This is a genomic window from Roseibium aggregatum (genome assembly GCF_014692675.1).
Taxonomy (GTDB): Bacteria; Pseudomonadota; Alphaproteobacteria; order Rhizobiales; family Stappiaceae; genus Roseibium; species Roseibium aggregatum_C.
The window spans coordinates 61,467-76,398 of sequence record NZ_JABFCZ010000028.1 but is presented as its reverse complement, the minus strand read 5'-3'; the positions used below and the strand labels follow the sequence as shown (position 1 = coordinate 76,398).

The following is a 14,932-nucleotide window of genomic DNA, read 5'->3' as shown; positions in this document are numbered from 1 at the left end:
AACCGCTTCAAGAACATGGAAACTTCTATCATCAGTCATAGGCGCAGACATAGAAACTGACACCGTAAGCTCCTCCGCTCCTTCAGTGTCACAACCTCTCGCCCATAACCTCATGCCGCGCTAGATGGGGTCGGCTTCGCGCTTACGGAGAGCGGGTGCTTTAGGGCTTTTCAACGGAGTGAACCAAAGGGAGAATTGCTATGCGTTTGACCAATATTCTGATGGCCGCAGTCTTCGTGATCGCCACACCGGCCATAGCCTTTGCCGACTGCAACCAGGATATCGACAAGGTGGAGGCTGCCCTGACGCGAGCCGATGACAGGGGCATCGATTTCGAGACCGCCAACCAGATGCGCGCGCTCCTCGAAAAAGCCTATGAAGAGCACCGCAAGGGCAATGAAGCCGCCTGCCAGGAGCTTATCGATCAGGCGAAGTCGATGGGCGCGATCGAGTAAGGTTGCTGCACCCGGAACCAGGGCCGATGTATTCCGTTCCCGCGATGCCGCTCTCCTGGGTTCGTTGATCAGCGCGATTGCGACACAGGAAAGCGGATCGTGACGGCCAGGCCGGGCTCGGCATTTTCCAGCGTGATGCCCGCGTCATGGAGATCGGTGATCGCTTTCACCAGGCTCAGGCCAAGGCCGGTGCCGGGGGTTGTCCGGCTTTTTTCCAGCCGGTAGAGCCGCCGAAAGACCTTTTCCCTGTCTTCCATCGGAATGCCCGGGCCGTCGTCTGCGACCCGAACGGTCACTTCCTGCGCATCGGCCCGGGCGACGATGCCGATTGTGGGCGTCTCCCCGCCATGTTTCAGCCCGTTGTCGATGAGGTTGGCGAAGAGCTGGGCCAGCAATTCGCGGTCACCGGGCACCGTCGGCAGATCGGCGGGAGCCTCAAGCGCGAGGCGGGCGCCGGTTTCCTCAGCATGGGCGTCGTAAAGCTCGACGACGTCGGACAGGAGAGCGGCCAGGTTCACCGGTTCGAAACGGGCTTTCCGTGCACCGCTTTCAATCTGGGCGATGCGCAGCAGGGCGTCGAATGTCGCGAGAATGCCGGCCGTCTCCTTTTCCATTGCCGTCAGCTGATCGGCGACAGGTAGCCCGTCTTCGCTGCGCGCAAGCGCGTCCTCGATTTCGATCCGAAGCCGGTTCATCGGGGTCTTGAGATCGTGGGCAATGTCGGTGGTGATCTGGCGGTTGATCGCGACCGCGGCGCCGAGACGGGAAATCGTGCTGTCGATCAGGGTCGTCAGCCGGTCGATGTCATCACCCGCCTTGCTTTTCGGCATGCGAATGTCGAACCTGCCGCCGGCGACCTCCTTCAGGGCTTGCCGGATCTCCGAAATGCGGCCGTTCATCCGCACCGCCAGGGCCAGTCCTCCCGAGAGCGAAATTGCGACCAGAAGCAGAGCCGCCCAGGATGCGCCTTGAAAAAAGAGCTCCTCGACTTCGCTGACGTCTTCGCCGCTGCTGCCGACAATCACGGTAACGTCGCCAAGCTTCCGCTTGATGACGAAATAGTCGTAGTCGCCGTTCAGACCCAAAAGCGCTGCCGAAACCTCACCGGATTGCGGCAGTCCGTCGACCGGGTTCACATTCCCGGCGAGCTTGGCTCCAGTTTCGTCCAGCAGCAGGATCACCTTGTCATCGGCCCGGGCCGCAGCCGCCTGCGCCTTCGCCGTGTCAATTAGGTCGGTTCTGCCGCTGGCCCGGTAGATGCCCTCGAAAAATCGATAGTCCTGTTCCACCGACCGGTCGTGGCGCAGCACAAGTTCCTGGCGGATGACGAGATAGGATGCGGCTCCGGCAATGACTGCGGCAACGAGAAACAGTCCCGTATAGAGAATGGCGATCCGGAACCCGCTGCTGCGGAAGATATCAGCGCGGCGCATGGATGCTGTATCCGGTACTTCTGACGGTATGGAGCAGCGGCACGTCGAACGGCTTGTCGATCTTGGACCGCAACCGGCTGATATGCGTCTCGACCACGCTTGTTTGCGGATCGAAATGAAAGTCCCAGACGAGTTCGAGCAGCATGGTTCGCGTCAGAACGCGTCCTTCCGCGCGCATCAGGGCCTCTAGCAGGGAGAATTCCCGCGGCTGGAGGTCAATCTCCCGTCCCGCACGCACGACGCGCCGGCGGATCAGGTCGAGTTCGAGATCATGCACCTTCAGGACCGTCTGCTCCTGCTGCAGAGCCGGACGGCGGGCGAGTGCTGCGACCCGGGCGGCCAGTTCGGAGAAGGCGAACGGTTTGACCAGATAGTCGTCACCTCCGGCTTCTAGACCCTCGACACGGTCGTCGACGCCGCTGACCGACGTCAGGAAAATGATAGGTGTCTTTTTGCCAGCCGCACGGATCGCCTTGACCATCGAGAGCCCGTCGAGACCGGGAAGCATCCTGTCGGCCACGATGACGTCGTAGTCCGACTGGGTCGACTGGAAGAGACCGTCGGCGCCGGTTGTCACGACATCGCAGACATGTCCGGCTTCTCCGAACCCGCGCCGGATATAGTCGGCGGTTTTTTCATCGTCTTCGATCAGCAAGATTCTCACCGGTCGATACTCCGTTCATGCTGACAGGTCGGAATGGGCTGTAGCCGGGTCATGATCATGTGTGTGACAATCCGCCTTATAATTCCACTTCGGAAAATAAGGGCGGGATCGGTTTCTTCCAGATTTCGGTCAGCCTTCGCCCGTAATCGGACAAGGAGCGCTCCGGCCGGGAGGGGCTGGAGCTCCTGGTTGCCGGTCTGGCGTTATCTTATTGTTCGCGGGCGTATTCCTCGCCGTCATGGGTCTTGGTCATGTAGACGATCACCAGGGCGATCAGGGCCAGGAAGATCAGGCTGGTTTTGGTGGTGCCGAGGCCCAGGCCACCATCCGCCGGGCTCTGGGAAAGCAGGTCGCCGAATGACGCGCCCATCGGCCGGGTGAAGATGTATGCCAGCCAGAAAGCCAGGATACCGTTCATCTTGAACCCGAAATAGGCGAGGGCAATCACTCCGATGACAGCCGAATAGGCGATACCGGCCGACAGATAGCCCAGCGACAGACCTTCCGCGACGAAGTCGCCGGCGGCGGTGCCGAGAGCGAACGTGAACAGGATCGCAAGCCAGTAGAAGGCTTCGCGCCGAAACGTGTAGATCGTATGAATCGAAAGCGTCTTCTCCACGACGTACCAGAGGCCGAAGGTGAGGGCCAGAGCGATCGAGAACCCTATCGTCGTGCTTTCCAGGCTGTAGCCGAGATTGTCGACCAGATTGTCGGTGATCAACGTTCCGACGACACTGATCAGAACAACCGCAAGCCAGTAGATCCAAGGCACGTATTTGCGCTGGGCGAATTGCAGGACGAGTGCGGCAATCAGGAAACCGCTCATGATCGCCGAGGTGGCGGCGAGCCCGAGGCCGAGGTTCACGGCGATGTAGTCGGCGGCGGTCTCCCCGACCGTCACGGCCAGCAGCTTGACGATCCAGAAGTCGGGCGTGACCTGGGGGACGCGGTTATAGACCCGTCGGGAGGCGGGGATTGTTTGCTGGGCTTCTGCCTCAAGGACGTGTGACATGAGTTTTCTCCGGATGGCGCGAATGCGCTGTGAGTTGAAAGCGTCACACTTGTCGTTGCTTTTCCTTGTCGGCGCTTTCCCGGTTTCTTACGGATTTGTAAGAACGCTTCCCGGCGGGCAGTGAAGTTTACCAATCCGTAAGTTCACTGAAAGGCACCGGTGAAGCGGGCAGACCAAATTCCTTTTCAGCGGACACGCATGGTGCGGTCCCGAATGAAACGAAAAGGAAAAGATCATGACCAGAACCAGGAAACTTGCACTGGCCGCTGCGCTCGTCAGTGCGGGCACGGGAGCCGGCGGTGCCACGATCGCACTCGCGTCAGACAGTTCCAATGCCGATGCCATGGAGATGCAGGCATTGGCGGATGCGAAACTCTCCGCCGCCGACGCGATGAGCGCGACCCTGGCGGAGCAGCCCGGCAAGGTTTCCGAGCTGCAGTTCAACCTGGAAAAGGACGTGCCCAACTATGAAATCTCGATCCTCGCGCCCGATGGCGTCGAGCATGACTTCTTGGTCGATGCAGGCACCGGCAAGGTGACGAAGATCGCGGCCAACGAAGACAAGTCCGGCGATGGTGAAAACGAGGATGGAGAAGACGGCGACGACTGACCGCCTCGTCGCCCCGGCACACATCGGACGGCGCCCGGAAACGGGCGCCGTCAGGACCAAATACATCTCTGCAGACTACCTCTTGACCTTCCGGTAGCTGGAAGCTTTATCTTCGGGTTCAATCCAATCTCCGAACGGTGAAAAGGCGCCTGCGAAACCTGAAACTTCAGTTGGGGAAGACGACATGAATATCGGAGCCGCGGCCGAACAGTCCAATCTGCCGCCGAAAACCATCCGCTACTACGAGGACATCGAACTTGTCCGGCCCGCCCGTTCCGAAAACGGCTATCGGGACTATTCGGAAACCGATGTCCACCGGCTGAAATTCCTGCAGCGGGCGCGCAGTCTCGGGTTCACCATCGACGAGTGCCGCCTGCTCCTGTCGCTCTATGAGGATGAGCACCGGGCAAGTGCCGACGTGAAGGCGATCGCGCTCGCCAAGATCGAGGAAATCGACCGGAAGCTGATCGAGCTTCAGTCCCTGCGGGCGACGCTGACCAATCTGGCAGGAAACTGCCACGGCGACGACAAGCCGAACTGCCCGATCATCGACGACCTGGCCGGGGACAAATGATGATGCGGGTCTGGATCGCGGCGGGTGCCGTCATTGCCATCGCGGCAGGCTATGTCCTGCTGAAAAGTGAGAACGGCCCTTCGGTCGAGGCGACCGCGGGTGCGCCTCTTGTGGCGGTCAAAGTGCCGGAACTGACGGGAGATGCGCTGAAGGGCGAGGCGCTGTTCAACGAAAACTGCGCAAGCTGTCATGGAAAGAATGCCGCCGGTCGCGACGGGGTCGGGCCGCCCCTGGTCCACAAGATCTACCAGCCGAACCACCATGCCGACGGCTCGTTCCTCCTGGCGGCGTTGCGCGGCGCCAGATCGCATCACTGGCCGTTCGGCGACATGCCGCCGGTCGAGGGCATCAAGGAAGACCAGGTGGCCAGCATCGTCACTTACGTGCGGACCTTGCAGCGGGAAAACGGAATTTTCTGACAGCCGGGTCCAATGGGCCCGACAGGCGCGGTTCGCGCCGGAGAGGAAGCGTCATGATGAAACAAGGATCGGGCCTGCCTGGAACCCCGAAAGCGGAGTTCGGTCTGACACGCCGAAATCTGCTGGCTGGTGCGGCGGGGTTCGCCGGCGTGGCAATGGCGCCCGGGGGAATTTTCAGTGTCGCCCGCGCGGCCGACGGTTTTATCGAAATCACCGCCGGACCGGGCCAATACAAGCTCTACAAGGAGGATGCCGCAGCCTCGGACCTGTGGCTCTATAACGGTGGCCTGCCGGGACCGGAAATCCGCGTCCGGCGCGGCGAACGGGTCAAGGTCCGCCTTATCAACGCCCTGGAAGAAGGCACCTCGATCCACTGGCACGGGGTCCGGATCGACAATGCCATGGACGGGGTGTCGGGCCTCACCCAGGACCCGGTTCCGCCGGGCGGAACCTTCGAATACGACTTCGTCGCGCCCGATGCGGGCACCTACTGGTATCACGCCCACAACAAGAGCTGGAACCAGGTCGGCCGGGGCCTCTACGGGCCCCTGATCGTCGAGGAGGAAGAGCCTGTCTTCGATCGCGACCATGACCTCATGCTGATCATGGACGACTGGCGCCTCAATGACGACGGCCGTCTCGATACGGAAAGTTTCGGCATGCTGATGGACTGGGCTCATGGCGGAAGGCTCGGCAACTGGCTGACCGTGAACGGCAAAAGCAATCCGTCCTTCTCCCTCAAGGCGGGTGAGCCGTACCGGATCCGTCTGGTCAACGCCTCCAATGCGCGTATTCTGGAACTTGATCCGGATAGCATCGGCGGCCAGGTGATCGGTTACGACGGGCAGGTCCTGACGGCTGCCGAACAGACGACAACCGAAGCCCTCGTGATCGGTCCGGCGCAAAGGGTGGATCTTCTGGTGGTGCCTGAAACCGGCCGCGACCTTGCGCTCGTGGAAGTGTCCACCAGCCAGCGGTTCACCTTTGCCGAATTCAAGGTGTCGGGCGAGGGCAAGGGCAATCCGCCGGCGCAGCTGCCGCAGGCGAATACGATTCCCTCTCCGGACCTTGCGAATGCGAAGCGGGTTGTCCTGGACATGACCGGCGGCGCGATGGGCCGGATGGGGCCGATGCGTTACAAGGGCCGCGAACTGACACAGGACGACATCCGGGCGACAGGACAGGTCTGGGCCTTCAACGGGATCGCCAACCTGGACGAGGAGCCGCTGTTCGATGCGGCCCGCGGCGAAACCGTGCTGCTTGAAACCGTCAACAACACCGCCTGGCCCCACGCGATCCACCTCCACGGGCATCATTTCCGGATCGTTTCTGCCGACGGATCGCTCGGCCCCTGGCGGGACACGTTCCTGATCGGCCGGGAGGAAACCGTCAAGGTCGCCTTTCAGGCCGACAATCCCGGAAAATGGCTGCTTCACTGCCACATGCTGGAACATGCCGCTGCCGGCATGACAACCTGGATCAGGGTGACCTGAACAAGCGGGCAGGCGCTGCAGCGCTTGCCAAGTTCCCGGCCATGATTTACGTCAGTGCAACCGTTCCGGCGCGCCCGTCCGCCGGTTCTTTTGACGCGACCGGCCCTTCGCGATAGATGACCGGGCTGACTTTTCATGTGAAGGAGCCGTTTCCGGCATGACCATCCGCTACCACAAGAACGACCTGCCCGACCTGGGCGCCTACCGGGATGCCAACGCCGTTGCCGTTGATTCCGAGACCCTCGGGCTCAATCCGCATCGCGACCGGCTGTGCGTCGTTCAGCTGTCGCCGGGCGACGGAACCGCGGATGTGGTGCAGATCGACCGCGGCCAGACGGAGGCGCCGAATCTCGTGGCCCTGCTGTCCGATGCGTCCAAGCCGAAGATCTTTCACTTTGCCCGTTTCGATGTCGCGGTCCTGCGCCATTACCTCGGCGTTGAAGTCAAGCCGGTGTGGTGCACGAAGATCGCCTCCAAGCTGGTGCGCACCTATACGGACCGCCACGGCCTGAAGGACATCACCCGCGAGCTTCTTGGCGTGGAGCTCTCCAAGCAGCAGCAAAGCTCCGACTGGGCCGCCGAAACCCTGTCGGAAGCCCAGCTGTCCTATGCGGCCTCCGATGTGTTGTACCTGCATCAGTTGAAGGCCCGGCTGGAAATGATGCTGGAACGTGAGGAGCGGACCCATATTGCGCAGGCCTGCTTCGATTTTCTGCCCACCCGCGCCGAACTCGATCTGAAGGGATGGGAGGAAACGGACATTTTCGCTCACACCTGATGGCGTTTGGATGAATTGCCGGATGGATGGAAGCGCAAAAGTCTGTAATCCTGTTTTCAAAATCCTATATGGGTGCCGAAGGGGAGTCGGGGCCTCATCCGCTTCATGCGGATTAGAACTTGCGGGGTTTAACCGTGACGCTTGATGTTGCCGATACCGATCCTCTGCGCGCAGCGCTCGTTGGGGTCAGGGAAATGACGCGTGCCCAGAAAACGGCGCGCCGGCACAGCTATGCGGTCAAGTTTCTTCGGATCTTCTTTCCCGCGGTCGGTGTTCTGATCTTCGCCGGCATGGTCGGCCTGATCGTCGTCTTCAATTATCTCTCCGATCTCGGCATCGGCGCCGTCAGCCTGACATCCGAGGGGCTGGTCATGCACCGGCCGGAACTGTCCGGCCATGACGGCGACCGCTCCTACAAGGTGACGGCCACCCGCGCCGTGCAAAGGCTGAGCAATCCGATGATCATCGATCTGGAGATGATCCGGGCGGACATCGTTCCCAGCCCCAATCAGACCGCCAGGATCACCGCCCTGAAGGGGACGTTCGATAACAGCGCGGAGACGCTCAGACTTTACGACGGGCTCCAGATCGAATGGAGCGAGGGCTATACGGTTGATTTGTCCGAAGTGACGATCGACCTGAAGACGGGAGCGGTTCGCACGAATGAGCCGATTTCAATCCGCTCGGACAACGGAACGATCCGGGCCGGGCGGTTGAGCTACGATCAGGAAGCAGGCAAGGTGCGGTTCACCGACGGGATCAAGATGACCCTCCAACCGCCGGAACAGGGGAAATAGAATGAGAAAACTGCTCCGCGCTGCGCTTGCTGGAGTGCTTTGTGTGCTGGTCATTCCCCAGATCGCATCGGCGCAGACCTTCTCCGATGCCTTTGCCGGGTTCGGTTCCAACTCCAGGGAGCCGATCCAGATCGAGGCGCAACAGCTGGAAGTCGAGGACAAGACCAACAGCGCCACCTTCAAGGGCGATGTGGTCGTGTCCCAGGGCGACACCCGGCTGAAGACGGAACGTCTGCGCGTCTTCTACGACGGATCCGCGACCGGCTCGGTCCAGCAGAAGATATCCCGCCTCGAGGCATCGGGCCGGGTCTACATTACCGCCAAGGACCAGACGGCGACCGGCGATCAGGCGACGTTCGACATGAACCGGCAGGTGATGGTCATGACCGGCAAGGAAGTGGTCCTGAGCCAGGGACCGAACGTGGTGGTGGGCAACAAGCTGACCGTCAATCTCAAGACCGGAAAAGCCGATCTCCAGGCGCCGACATCCGGACGCGTGAAAGTTCTCATCCAGCCGAATAGCCTCAATAAAAACTGACCCGGGTCATGACGGCCGCAGCGTTCCGGTCAGGCGCCTGCCGCCTTCTTAACTCGACAGCGGAAGGGCGAGGCCTTATGACAAGTGCTGCGCGCTCAATTAATGGATCGCATTTGTGAAACTGTTTTCCGTCGCCTCGACAGCCACGCCCGTGGACATGAATGAGATGTCCGGGGACGGTCATGACCCGACCGGAGCCCTGGTGGTGGAAGGAATCGGCAAGACATATGGCCGCCGCCAGGTGGTCAAGTATGTCAGCCTTGCGGTTCGGCCGGGCGAGGCGGTCGGCCTTCTGGGGCCGAACGGGGCGGGAAAGACCACGACCTTTTACATGATCACCGGCCTGATCCGCCCGGACCAGGGGGCGATCATGCTGGACGGCCTGGACATCACCAAGATGCCCATGTACCGCCGCGCCCGCCTCGGCATCGGTTACCTGCCGCAGGAAGCCTCTATCTTTCGCGGCCTGACCGTGGAGGAGAACATCCGCGCCGTGCTGGAGGTGATCGAACCGAACCGGAAGAAGCGCAACGAGGAACTGGACAACCTGCTTGCCGAATTCGGTCTGACCCACCTGCGCAAGTCGCCGTCGATCGCCCTGTCCGGCGGGGAGCGGCGGCGTGTCGAAATCGCCAGGGCGCTGGCGAGCCGCCCGTCGTTCATGCTGCTCGACGAACCCTTCGCGGGTATCGATCCGATCGCGGTCGGCGATATCCAGCAGCTTGTCCGGCACCTGACCCAGCGGGGCATCGGCGTTCTGATCACCGATCACAACGTGCGCGAAACCCTCGGACTGATCGACCGGGCCTATATTATTGCCGCCGGGGAAGTGCTTACCGAAGGTCTTCCAAACGAAATCGTAACCAATCCGGACGTTCGCCGCCTTTATCTCGGGGAACAATTTACGCTTTGATGACAGGTCCGCTAATACGCTATAAGCAAGAAGTGGACCAAAATATCAGCAGGGCGCCCCGAAACTAAATGGCAATTTCGACAAAGCTGGAGATGCGGCAAAGCCAGTCGCTGATCATGACGCCTCAGCTCATGCAGGCGATCAAGCTGCTGCAATTGTCGAACCTCGATCTTGTCGCCTATGTCGACGCCGAACTGGAGCGCAATCCGCTTCTGGAAAAGGGCGAAGGTGAGCACCCGTCCGGCGGCGAGGCCGAAGCGGCCGGCGGTCTGTCCGAGGGCGGGGACTATTCCGGCGAGGATGCCGGACCGGCCGCGTCCGGCGGCGAGCCCACATCCGGCGACTGGATGGAAAGCCAGCTGGAAACCGGCTCGGAAGCCATCGCCTCGCGCCTCGACACCGATCTCGGCAACGTGTTTCCCGATGAACCCGGCGTGCCCGCGTCGCCCGATCCGGCGGCGCTGAAAGGCGGCGACAGCTACAAGAACGTGTCCAGCGGTTCCGCCGGCGAGGACTACAATCTGGAAGCCTTCGTGGCGGAGGAAGAGTCGCTCGTTCATTCCCTGGAGGACCAGATGCATCTGGTCCTTTCCGATCCGGTGGACAAGCTGATCGGCAATCACCTGATCAATTCGCTGGATGAAAACGGCTATCTCCACCTGGATCTCGCCGAGGCCGCCGAACAGTTCGGGGTCGACGAGGAACGCATCGAGCGCGTTCTGGCGCTGATGCAGACTTTCGAACCGGCCGGTGTTTTCGCCCGCAACCTGCGGGAATGCCTGAAGCTGCAGCTCATCGACCGCAACCGCTTCGATCCGGCCATGGCAGCGCTGATTGAAAACCTGGACCTGCTGGCGCGGCACGACTATGCGGCGCTGCGCAAGATCTGCGGCGTGGACGACGAGGATCTGACCGACATGGTCGCGGAAGTGAGGGCGCTCGATCCGAAACCGGGCAGCGTCTTCGGGTCGGCCCTGGTCCAGCCGCTGGTGCCCGATGTCTTTGTCCGCCGGGCCAATGACGGCAGCTGGTCGGTCGAACTGAACTCCGACACCCTGCCCAGGGTGCTCGTCAACCAGACCTATTATGCGACGATCACGAAGACCGCGCGCAATGAAACGGAAAAGGAATACCTGACCGATTGCCTGCAAACGGCGAACTGGCTGGTGAAGAGCCTGGACCAGCGGGCCAAGACGATCCTCAAGGTTTCCACAGAGATCGTGCGCCAGCAGGACGGGTTTTTGACCTACGGCATCGAATATCTGCGGCCGTTGAACCTCAAGACGGTCGCCGATGCGATCGGCATGCATGAATCGACGATCAGCCGGGTGACGTCGAACAAGTACATGGCGACGCCCCGGGGTATTTTCGAACTGAAATACTTCTTCTCTTCCGCCATTTCGGCGACGGAGGGCGAGGATGCCCATTCGGCCGAAAGCGTCCGCCACAAGATCAGGCAGATGATCGACGCGGAATCGCCCGATGCCATTCTGTCCGACGACACCATCGTTAAGCGTTTGAAAGATGACGGAATTGATATTGCGCGGCGCACAGTCGCAAAGTACCGGGAAGCCATGAAGATCGGCTCCTCCGTACAGCGCCGGCGGGAGAAGCGGGCAAACCGCTAGGCGCCCTATCACGGTACCCCGTCACGGCTTCGTGACATTGACGATTTGCCGTCGCGCCGTCTTCCGCGAGGCAAACGCTACGTTCCCCGCCTGTCCACCCCAATACACAAATCGTGAAGAAATCAGGGCGAAAATGCGCAGACCTGCAATTGACACAGGCAAGGCACGAGCTTATACGACCGTCCGCATGGTGAGAGACGAAGGGGATGGCGCTCGGGCGCTGACTGGTCCATTCTGTAGGTCTGAAACGTTCACCGCGTTTCGGGCGCCGGCTTCCAGCCGGTGACCTATCGGTCGATACAAGAATAAGAGGTCCCCATGACATTACGGATTTCGGGAAAGAACGTGGACGTTGGCGACGCATTGCGCACTCACGTCACGGACCGGATTGAAGATGCGCTTTCGAAGTATTTTCCCGGCGGCTACAACGGGCACGTCACGTTGAGCCGGGAAGGCACAGGCTTCAAATCCGAATGCACGTTGCATCTGGATACCGGGACGATCCTTCAGGTATCCGCACAGGACCAGGAACCGCGGTTGAGCTTCGATCTTGCGGCCGACAAGATCGAGAAGCGCTTGCGCCGCTACAAACGCAAACTGAAGGACCATCATCTCAATAACGGGTCCGGACGTGAGGCGTTTGAGGCAGTTTCCTACGTTCTGGCGTCGCCGGACGAGGAAGAGGAAGTGCCGGCGGACTTCAATCCGCTGGTGATTGCCGAAACGTCGGCAAAGGTTAAGACCATGACGGTCGGTATGGCGGTCATGGAACTGGACCTGAGCGAAGCTCCGGTCGTGATGTTCAAGAATGCGGCCAATGGCGGTATGAATGTGGTTTACCGCCGGCCGGACGGAAATATCGGCTGGATCGATCCGGCCCTGGTGGCGAAACAGGCTGCGGAATAAACCAGAAGAATCCGGGTCGGGCCCGCGCGGCAGCGTCGGTCCGGTCCCGGACAGTGGCAGGCAAATATGGATCTGAGTGATCTTCTGACAAAGAATGCGGTGATTGCCGGGCTGAAGGCGAAAAGCAAGAAGCAGGCAATCCAGGAAATGTCGGCAAGGGCAGCGGCACTGACGGGGCTTTCGGAACGCGAGGTGTTCGACACGCTGCTTCAGCGCGAACGTCTCGGTTCAACCGGTGTCGGCCATGGTATCGCCATCCCGCACGGCAAGCTGACGCGCCTCGACCATCTGGTCGGCCTGTTTGCCAAGCTGGACAAGCCGGTCGATTTCGATGCCCTCGACGACCAGCCGGTCGATCTGGTTTTCCTCCTGCTGGCGCCCGAAGGCGCCGGTGCCGATCATTTGAAGGCGCTCGCCCGCATCGCGCGGCAGCTGCGCGACAGCAACGTGACGCAAGGTCTTCGCGCCTCCCATGATCCCGCCGAGATCTACGAACTGCTGACCCAGCCGATCGCCTCGTCGAACGCTGCGTGATCCCGGACGTTTCCCTCCGGATCCCGGATCTGCTGAGATTTTAAAAAACCGGCCTTCGAGGCCGGTTTTTTGCTATCCAATCCCTCTCCATAGTCACCCCGGCCAAGCGTAGCGCGAGCCGGGGCCGGAGAGGCAGAAGCCTGTCGATTTCACGAAATCAATCCAACAAAGACCTCGGCTCTCCGGTCCCGGGTCTCACTGACGTTCGCCCGGGATGACGAAATCGGAGTTTGTCATCAATTGCAAACCGGCCCTCGAGGCCGGTTTTTTGTTGTGTGAAGCTCCGCCGCTCAGGCTTCGAGCGGAATGGGAACCGGAACCGGTTCGCTGTGGACGGGCGCCTGGTCCCGGGTCTCGATCTCGCCGTCAAAGCCACGTTCCGCCAGTGCGGCCAGCCCGAGGGCCCACAGCTCCGCCGGCGGATCGCTTTCCTCCGGGATCCGCCACAAGGTGGACTTGATACCCGCAAGGCCGAGGAGATGCGTGGACGACAGGACCGCGGCGGGAATGGCAATGAGCGGTCCGATCGCAATCGGCAGCACCGGCCAGACGAGGTCAAGCGGCTGCTGGCTGATCCAGGTCATGGCGGCCAGCCCGAACAGGGTCTGCGGCCAGAGCTTCGCGGCGGTCAGCCCGAGCGGCAGGCGCTCCAGATCGCGCCCTTGCGCCCCCCAGCCGATGGTCTTGCCGAAGACGAGCCCGCCGATGAATAGCGTGTGGGCGACAGCCATGATCGGTGCCAGCATCGCCGAATAGAGAATTTCGCCGCCGGAACTGACGATGACCCGGAAAAACCCGCCGAAGGCGCGGCGCAGGTCCGGGCGCAGCAGGATATCGGCGATGGTCGCCAGCTTGGGCGCAAACACCATGGTCATGATGACGAGGAAAAGCGCCGTGCCCGTATCCGCCCGGAACGGCATATGGCCGACATCCGTCATGCCGAGCAAAGCGGCCGAGACCATGAACCCGATCCAGGCCGGCGAGCCGATGAACATCAGGATGGCGAGAACGAGCTGAATGCGGCTGACCGGCTTGAGGCCGGGCATCCTCAGCAGGCGCCGGTACTGAAGGTTGCCCTGGCACCAGCGCAGGTCGCGCCGGATGAATTCCAGAAGGTGAGGCGGGTTTTCCTCATAGCTGCCGCCTTCCTGCGGCAGCACACGGACCTCGTAGCCGGCCCGGCGCATCATGACCGCTTCCACCTGGTCATGAGAGAGGATCCAGCCCGAGAGCGGGCCCTTGCCCGGCAGTTTGGGCAGGCGGCAGTGCTCCATGAACGGCTTGACCCGCAGGACGGCGTTGTGTCCCCAATAGGGACCGCAATCGCCCTGCCACCAGGCGCTGCCGATGGTGTAGGAGCGCATGCCGAGACGCATGCCGAACTGGAAGATACGGGCAAAGGCGCTGTCCGTCGGCAGGCCGACCACAAGGCTTTGCAGGATCCCGAGTTTCGGGTTTGCCTCCATGCGCCGGACAAGACCGAGCATGGCATCGGCCGACATGTAGCTGTCCGCATCGAGCACCAGCGCAAAATCGTAGTCGTTGCCCCAGCGGTCGCAGAAATCCTCGATATTGCCGGCCTTGTAGCCCGGATTGTCTTCCCTGCGGCGATAGACGATCGCGATCTTGTTCGACCAGCGCCTGGCGAGCCGCGCCGCCATGGCCTGTTCGGCCTGCAGGATCTCCTCAACGAAGCTGTCGCTCAGGACGAACAGCGTGAAGGCTCCGGATTCGCCGCTGCGGACCAGGTTTGCCAGCATTGCGTTGAGATTCGTCTCCAGCCTTGAGACATCTTCGTTGCGGACACAGGAAAGGATTGCCGTCCGGGTAGAGAGTTGCGCCGTTGCATCCCCCTCATCGATCGGGCAGACCGTTCGTGCCGGATCGCGGGCGAGGCGCATGACCGCAAGACCGATCACCGCGTTCCAGAACCCGATAATGGTCCAGGGCAGGGTGACCAGGAAGCAGCCGAGCACCAGGTAGTCGAGCACACCGTATCCGTTCGGCGACAGGGTTGCCGCCATCAGCACGGCCAGCGCAGCGAAACTGGCGGCAAACAGGGTCAGAAAGGTGATCCTGCGGGCCGTCATTGCCGGTTGTGAAGGTCGGAAAAGGGACATTTCAAATCCAGCACGCATTTTTGTGACTTTCAAAAACCATGGTGTTCGCAGTAGGGAT

16 protein-coding genes are annotated in these 14,932 nt (G+C 61.3%); 12 read left to right on the top strand and 4 right to left on the bottom strand.

Features of this window, described 5'->3' with window-relative positions; genetic code table 11:
* The first annotated feature begins 200 nt into the window (after positions 1–200).
* Complete coding sequence (locus tag HK439_RS22190; protein ID WP_190293666.1) at positions 201–455, top strand: hypothetical protein; 255 nt, start codon at positions 201–203, stop codon at positions 453–455.
* Positions 456–523: 68 nt separating this feature from the next.
* On the opposite strand, the gene HK439_RS22185 is transcribed toward HK439_RS22190, so the two are convergent.
* The 3 genes from HK439_RS22185 to HK439_RS22175 all read right to left on the bottom strand — a co-directional run bounded on the left by HK439_RS22185 (position 524) and on the right by HK439_RS22175 (position 3,564).
* Entirely contained in the window at positions 524–1,888 is a 1,365-nt protein-coding gene (locus HK439_RS22185) for a sensor histidine kinase (RefSeq protein ID WP_190293665.1), read from the bottom strand.
* Positions 1,875–2,552, bottom strand: coding sequence for a winged helix-turn-helix domain-containing protein (locus HK439_RS22180; RefSeq protein WP_190293664.1), 678 nt, complete (start codon positions 2,550–2,552; stop codon positions 1,875–1,877). The genes HK439_RS22185 and HK439_RS22180 overlap by 14 nt, the downstream gene beginning before the upstream one ends.
* 208 nt (positions 2,553–2,760) lie before the next feature.
* Positions 2,761–3,564, bottom strand: coding sequence for a hypothetical protein (locus tag HK439_RS22175; RefSeq protein ID WP_190293663.1), 804 nt, complete (start codon positions 3,562–3,564; stop codon positions 2,761–2,763).
* 235 nt (positions 3,565–3,799) lie between these two features.
* Between HK439_RS22175 and HK439_RS22170 the strand changes: the two genes are divergently transcribed.
* The 11 genes from HK439_RS22170 to ptsN all read left to right on the top strand — a co-directional run bounded on the left by HK439_RS22170 (position 3,800) and on the right by ptsN (position 12,754).
* A complete protein-coding gene (locus HK439_RS22170; RefSeq protein ID WP_190293662.1) occupies positions 3,800–4,174 on the top strand; it encodes a PepSY domain-containing protein in 375 nt (124 codons plus the stop codon).
* A 184-nt stretch (positions 4,175–4,358) separates the two neighbouring features.
* The gene (gene cueR, locus HK439_RS22165) at positions 4,359–4,748 is read left to right on the top strand and encodes a Cu(I)-responsive transcriptional regulator (RefSeq protein ID WP_190293661.1); all 390 of its coding nucleotides are present in this window, start codon (positions 4,359–4,361) and stop codon (positions 4,746–4,748) included.
* A 2-nt stretch (positions 4,749–4,750) separates the two neighbouring features.
* The gene (locus tag HK439_RS22160; protein ID WP_235988059.1) at positions 4,751–5,167 is read left to right on the top strand and encodes a c-type cytochrome; all 417 of its coding nucleotides are present in this window, start codon (positions 4,751–4,753) and stop codon (positions 5,165–5,167) included.
* A gap of 53 nt (positions 5,168–5,220) precedes the next feature.
* Positions 5,221–6,660, top strand: coding sequence for a multicopper oxidase family protein (locus HK439_RS22155; RefSeq protein WP_209011996.1), 1,440 nt, complete (start codon positions 5,221–5,223; stop codon positions 6,658–6,660).
* Positions 6,661–6,817: 157 nt separating this feature from the next.
* On the top strand, positions 6,818–7,438 hold the full coding sequence (locus HK439_RS22150; RefSeq protein WP_190293659.1) for a ribonuclease D: 621 nt from the start codon (positions 6,818–6,820) through the stop codon (positions 7,436–7,438).
* 134 nt (positions 7,439–7,572) lie between these two features.
* On the top strand, positions 7,573–8,235 hold the full coding sequence (gene lptC, locus HK439_RS22145) for an LPS export ABC transporter periplasmic protein LptC (protein ID WP_209011995.1): 663 nt from the start codon (positions 7,573–7,575) through the stop codon (positions 8,233–8,235).
* A 1-nt stretch (position 8,236) separates the two neighbouring features.
* Positions 8,237–8,773 (top strand): lipopolysaccharide transport periplasmic protein LptA, encoded by a 537-nt coding sequence (gene lptA / locus HK439_RS22140; protein WP_190293658.1) that lies wholly within the window; start codon positions 8,237–8,239, stop codon positions 8,771–8,773.
* Positions 8,774–8,939: 166 nt separating this feature from the next.
* Complete coding sequence (gene lptB / locus HK439_RS22135) at positions 8,940–9,686, top strand: LPS export ABC transporter ATP-binding protein (protein ID WP_235988062.1); 747 nt, start codon at positions 8,940–8,942, stop codon at positions 9,684–9,686.
* Between the two features lie 68 nt (positions 9,687–9,754).
* Positions 9,755–11,314: an RNA polymerase factor sigma-54 gene (rpoN, locus tag HK439_RS22130; protein WP_190293657.1), complete on the top strand. Its 1,560-nt coding sequence runs from the start codon at positions 9,755–9,757 to the stop codon at positions 11,312–11,314.
* A 318-nt stretch (positions 11,315–11,632) separates the two neighbouring features.
* A complete protein-coding gene (gene hpf, locus HK439_RS22125; protein WP_190293656.1) occupies positions 11,633–12,220 on the top strand; it encodes a ribosome hibernation-promoting factor, HPF/YfiA family in 588 nt (195 codons plus the stop codon).
* 66 nt (positions 12,221–12,286) lie between these two features.
* Positions 12,287–12,754, top strand: a complete 468-nt coding sequence (gene ptsN / locus HK439_RS22120; protein WP_190293655.1) for a PTS IIA-like nitrogen regulatory protein PtsN — start codon at positions 12,287–12,289, stop codon at positions 12,752–12,754.
* A gap of 290 nt (positions 12,755–13,044) precedes the next feature.
* Here the strand turns inward: ptsN and mdoH are convergent, their stop codons facing one another.
* On the bottom strand, positions 13,045–14,844 hold the full coding sequence (gene mdoH, locus HK439_RS22115; RefSeq protein WP_209011994.1) for a glucans biosynthesis glucosyltransferase MdoH: 1,800 nt from the start codon (positions 14,842–14,844) through the stop codon (positions 13,045–13,047).
* Between the last annotated feature and the right edge of the window lie 88 nt (positions 14,845–14,932).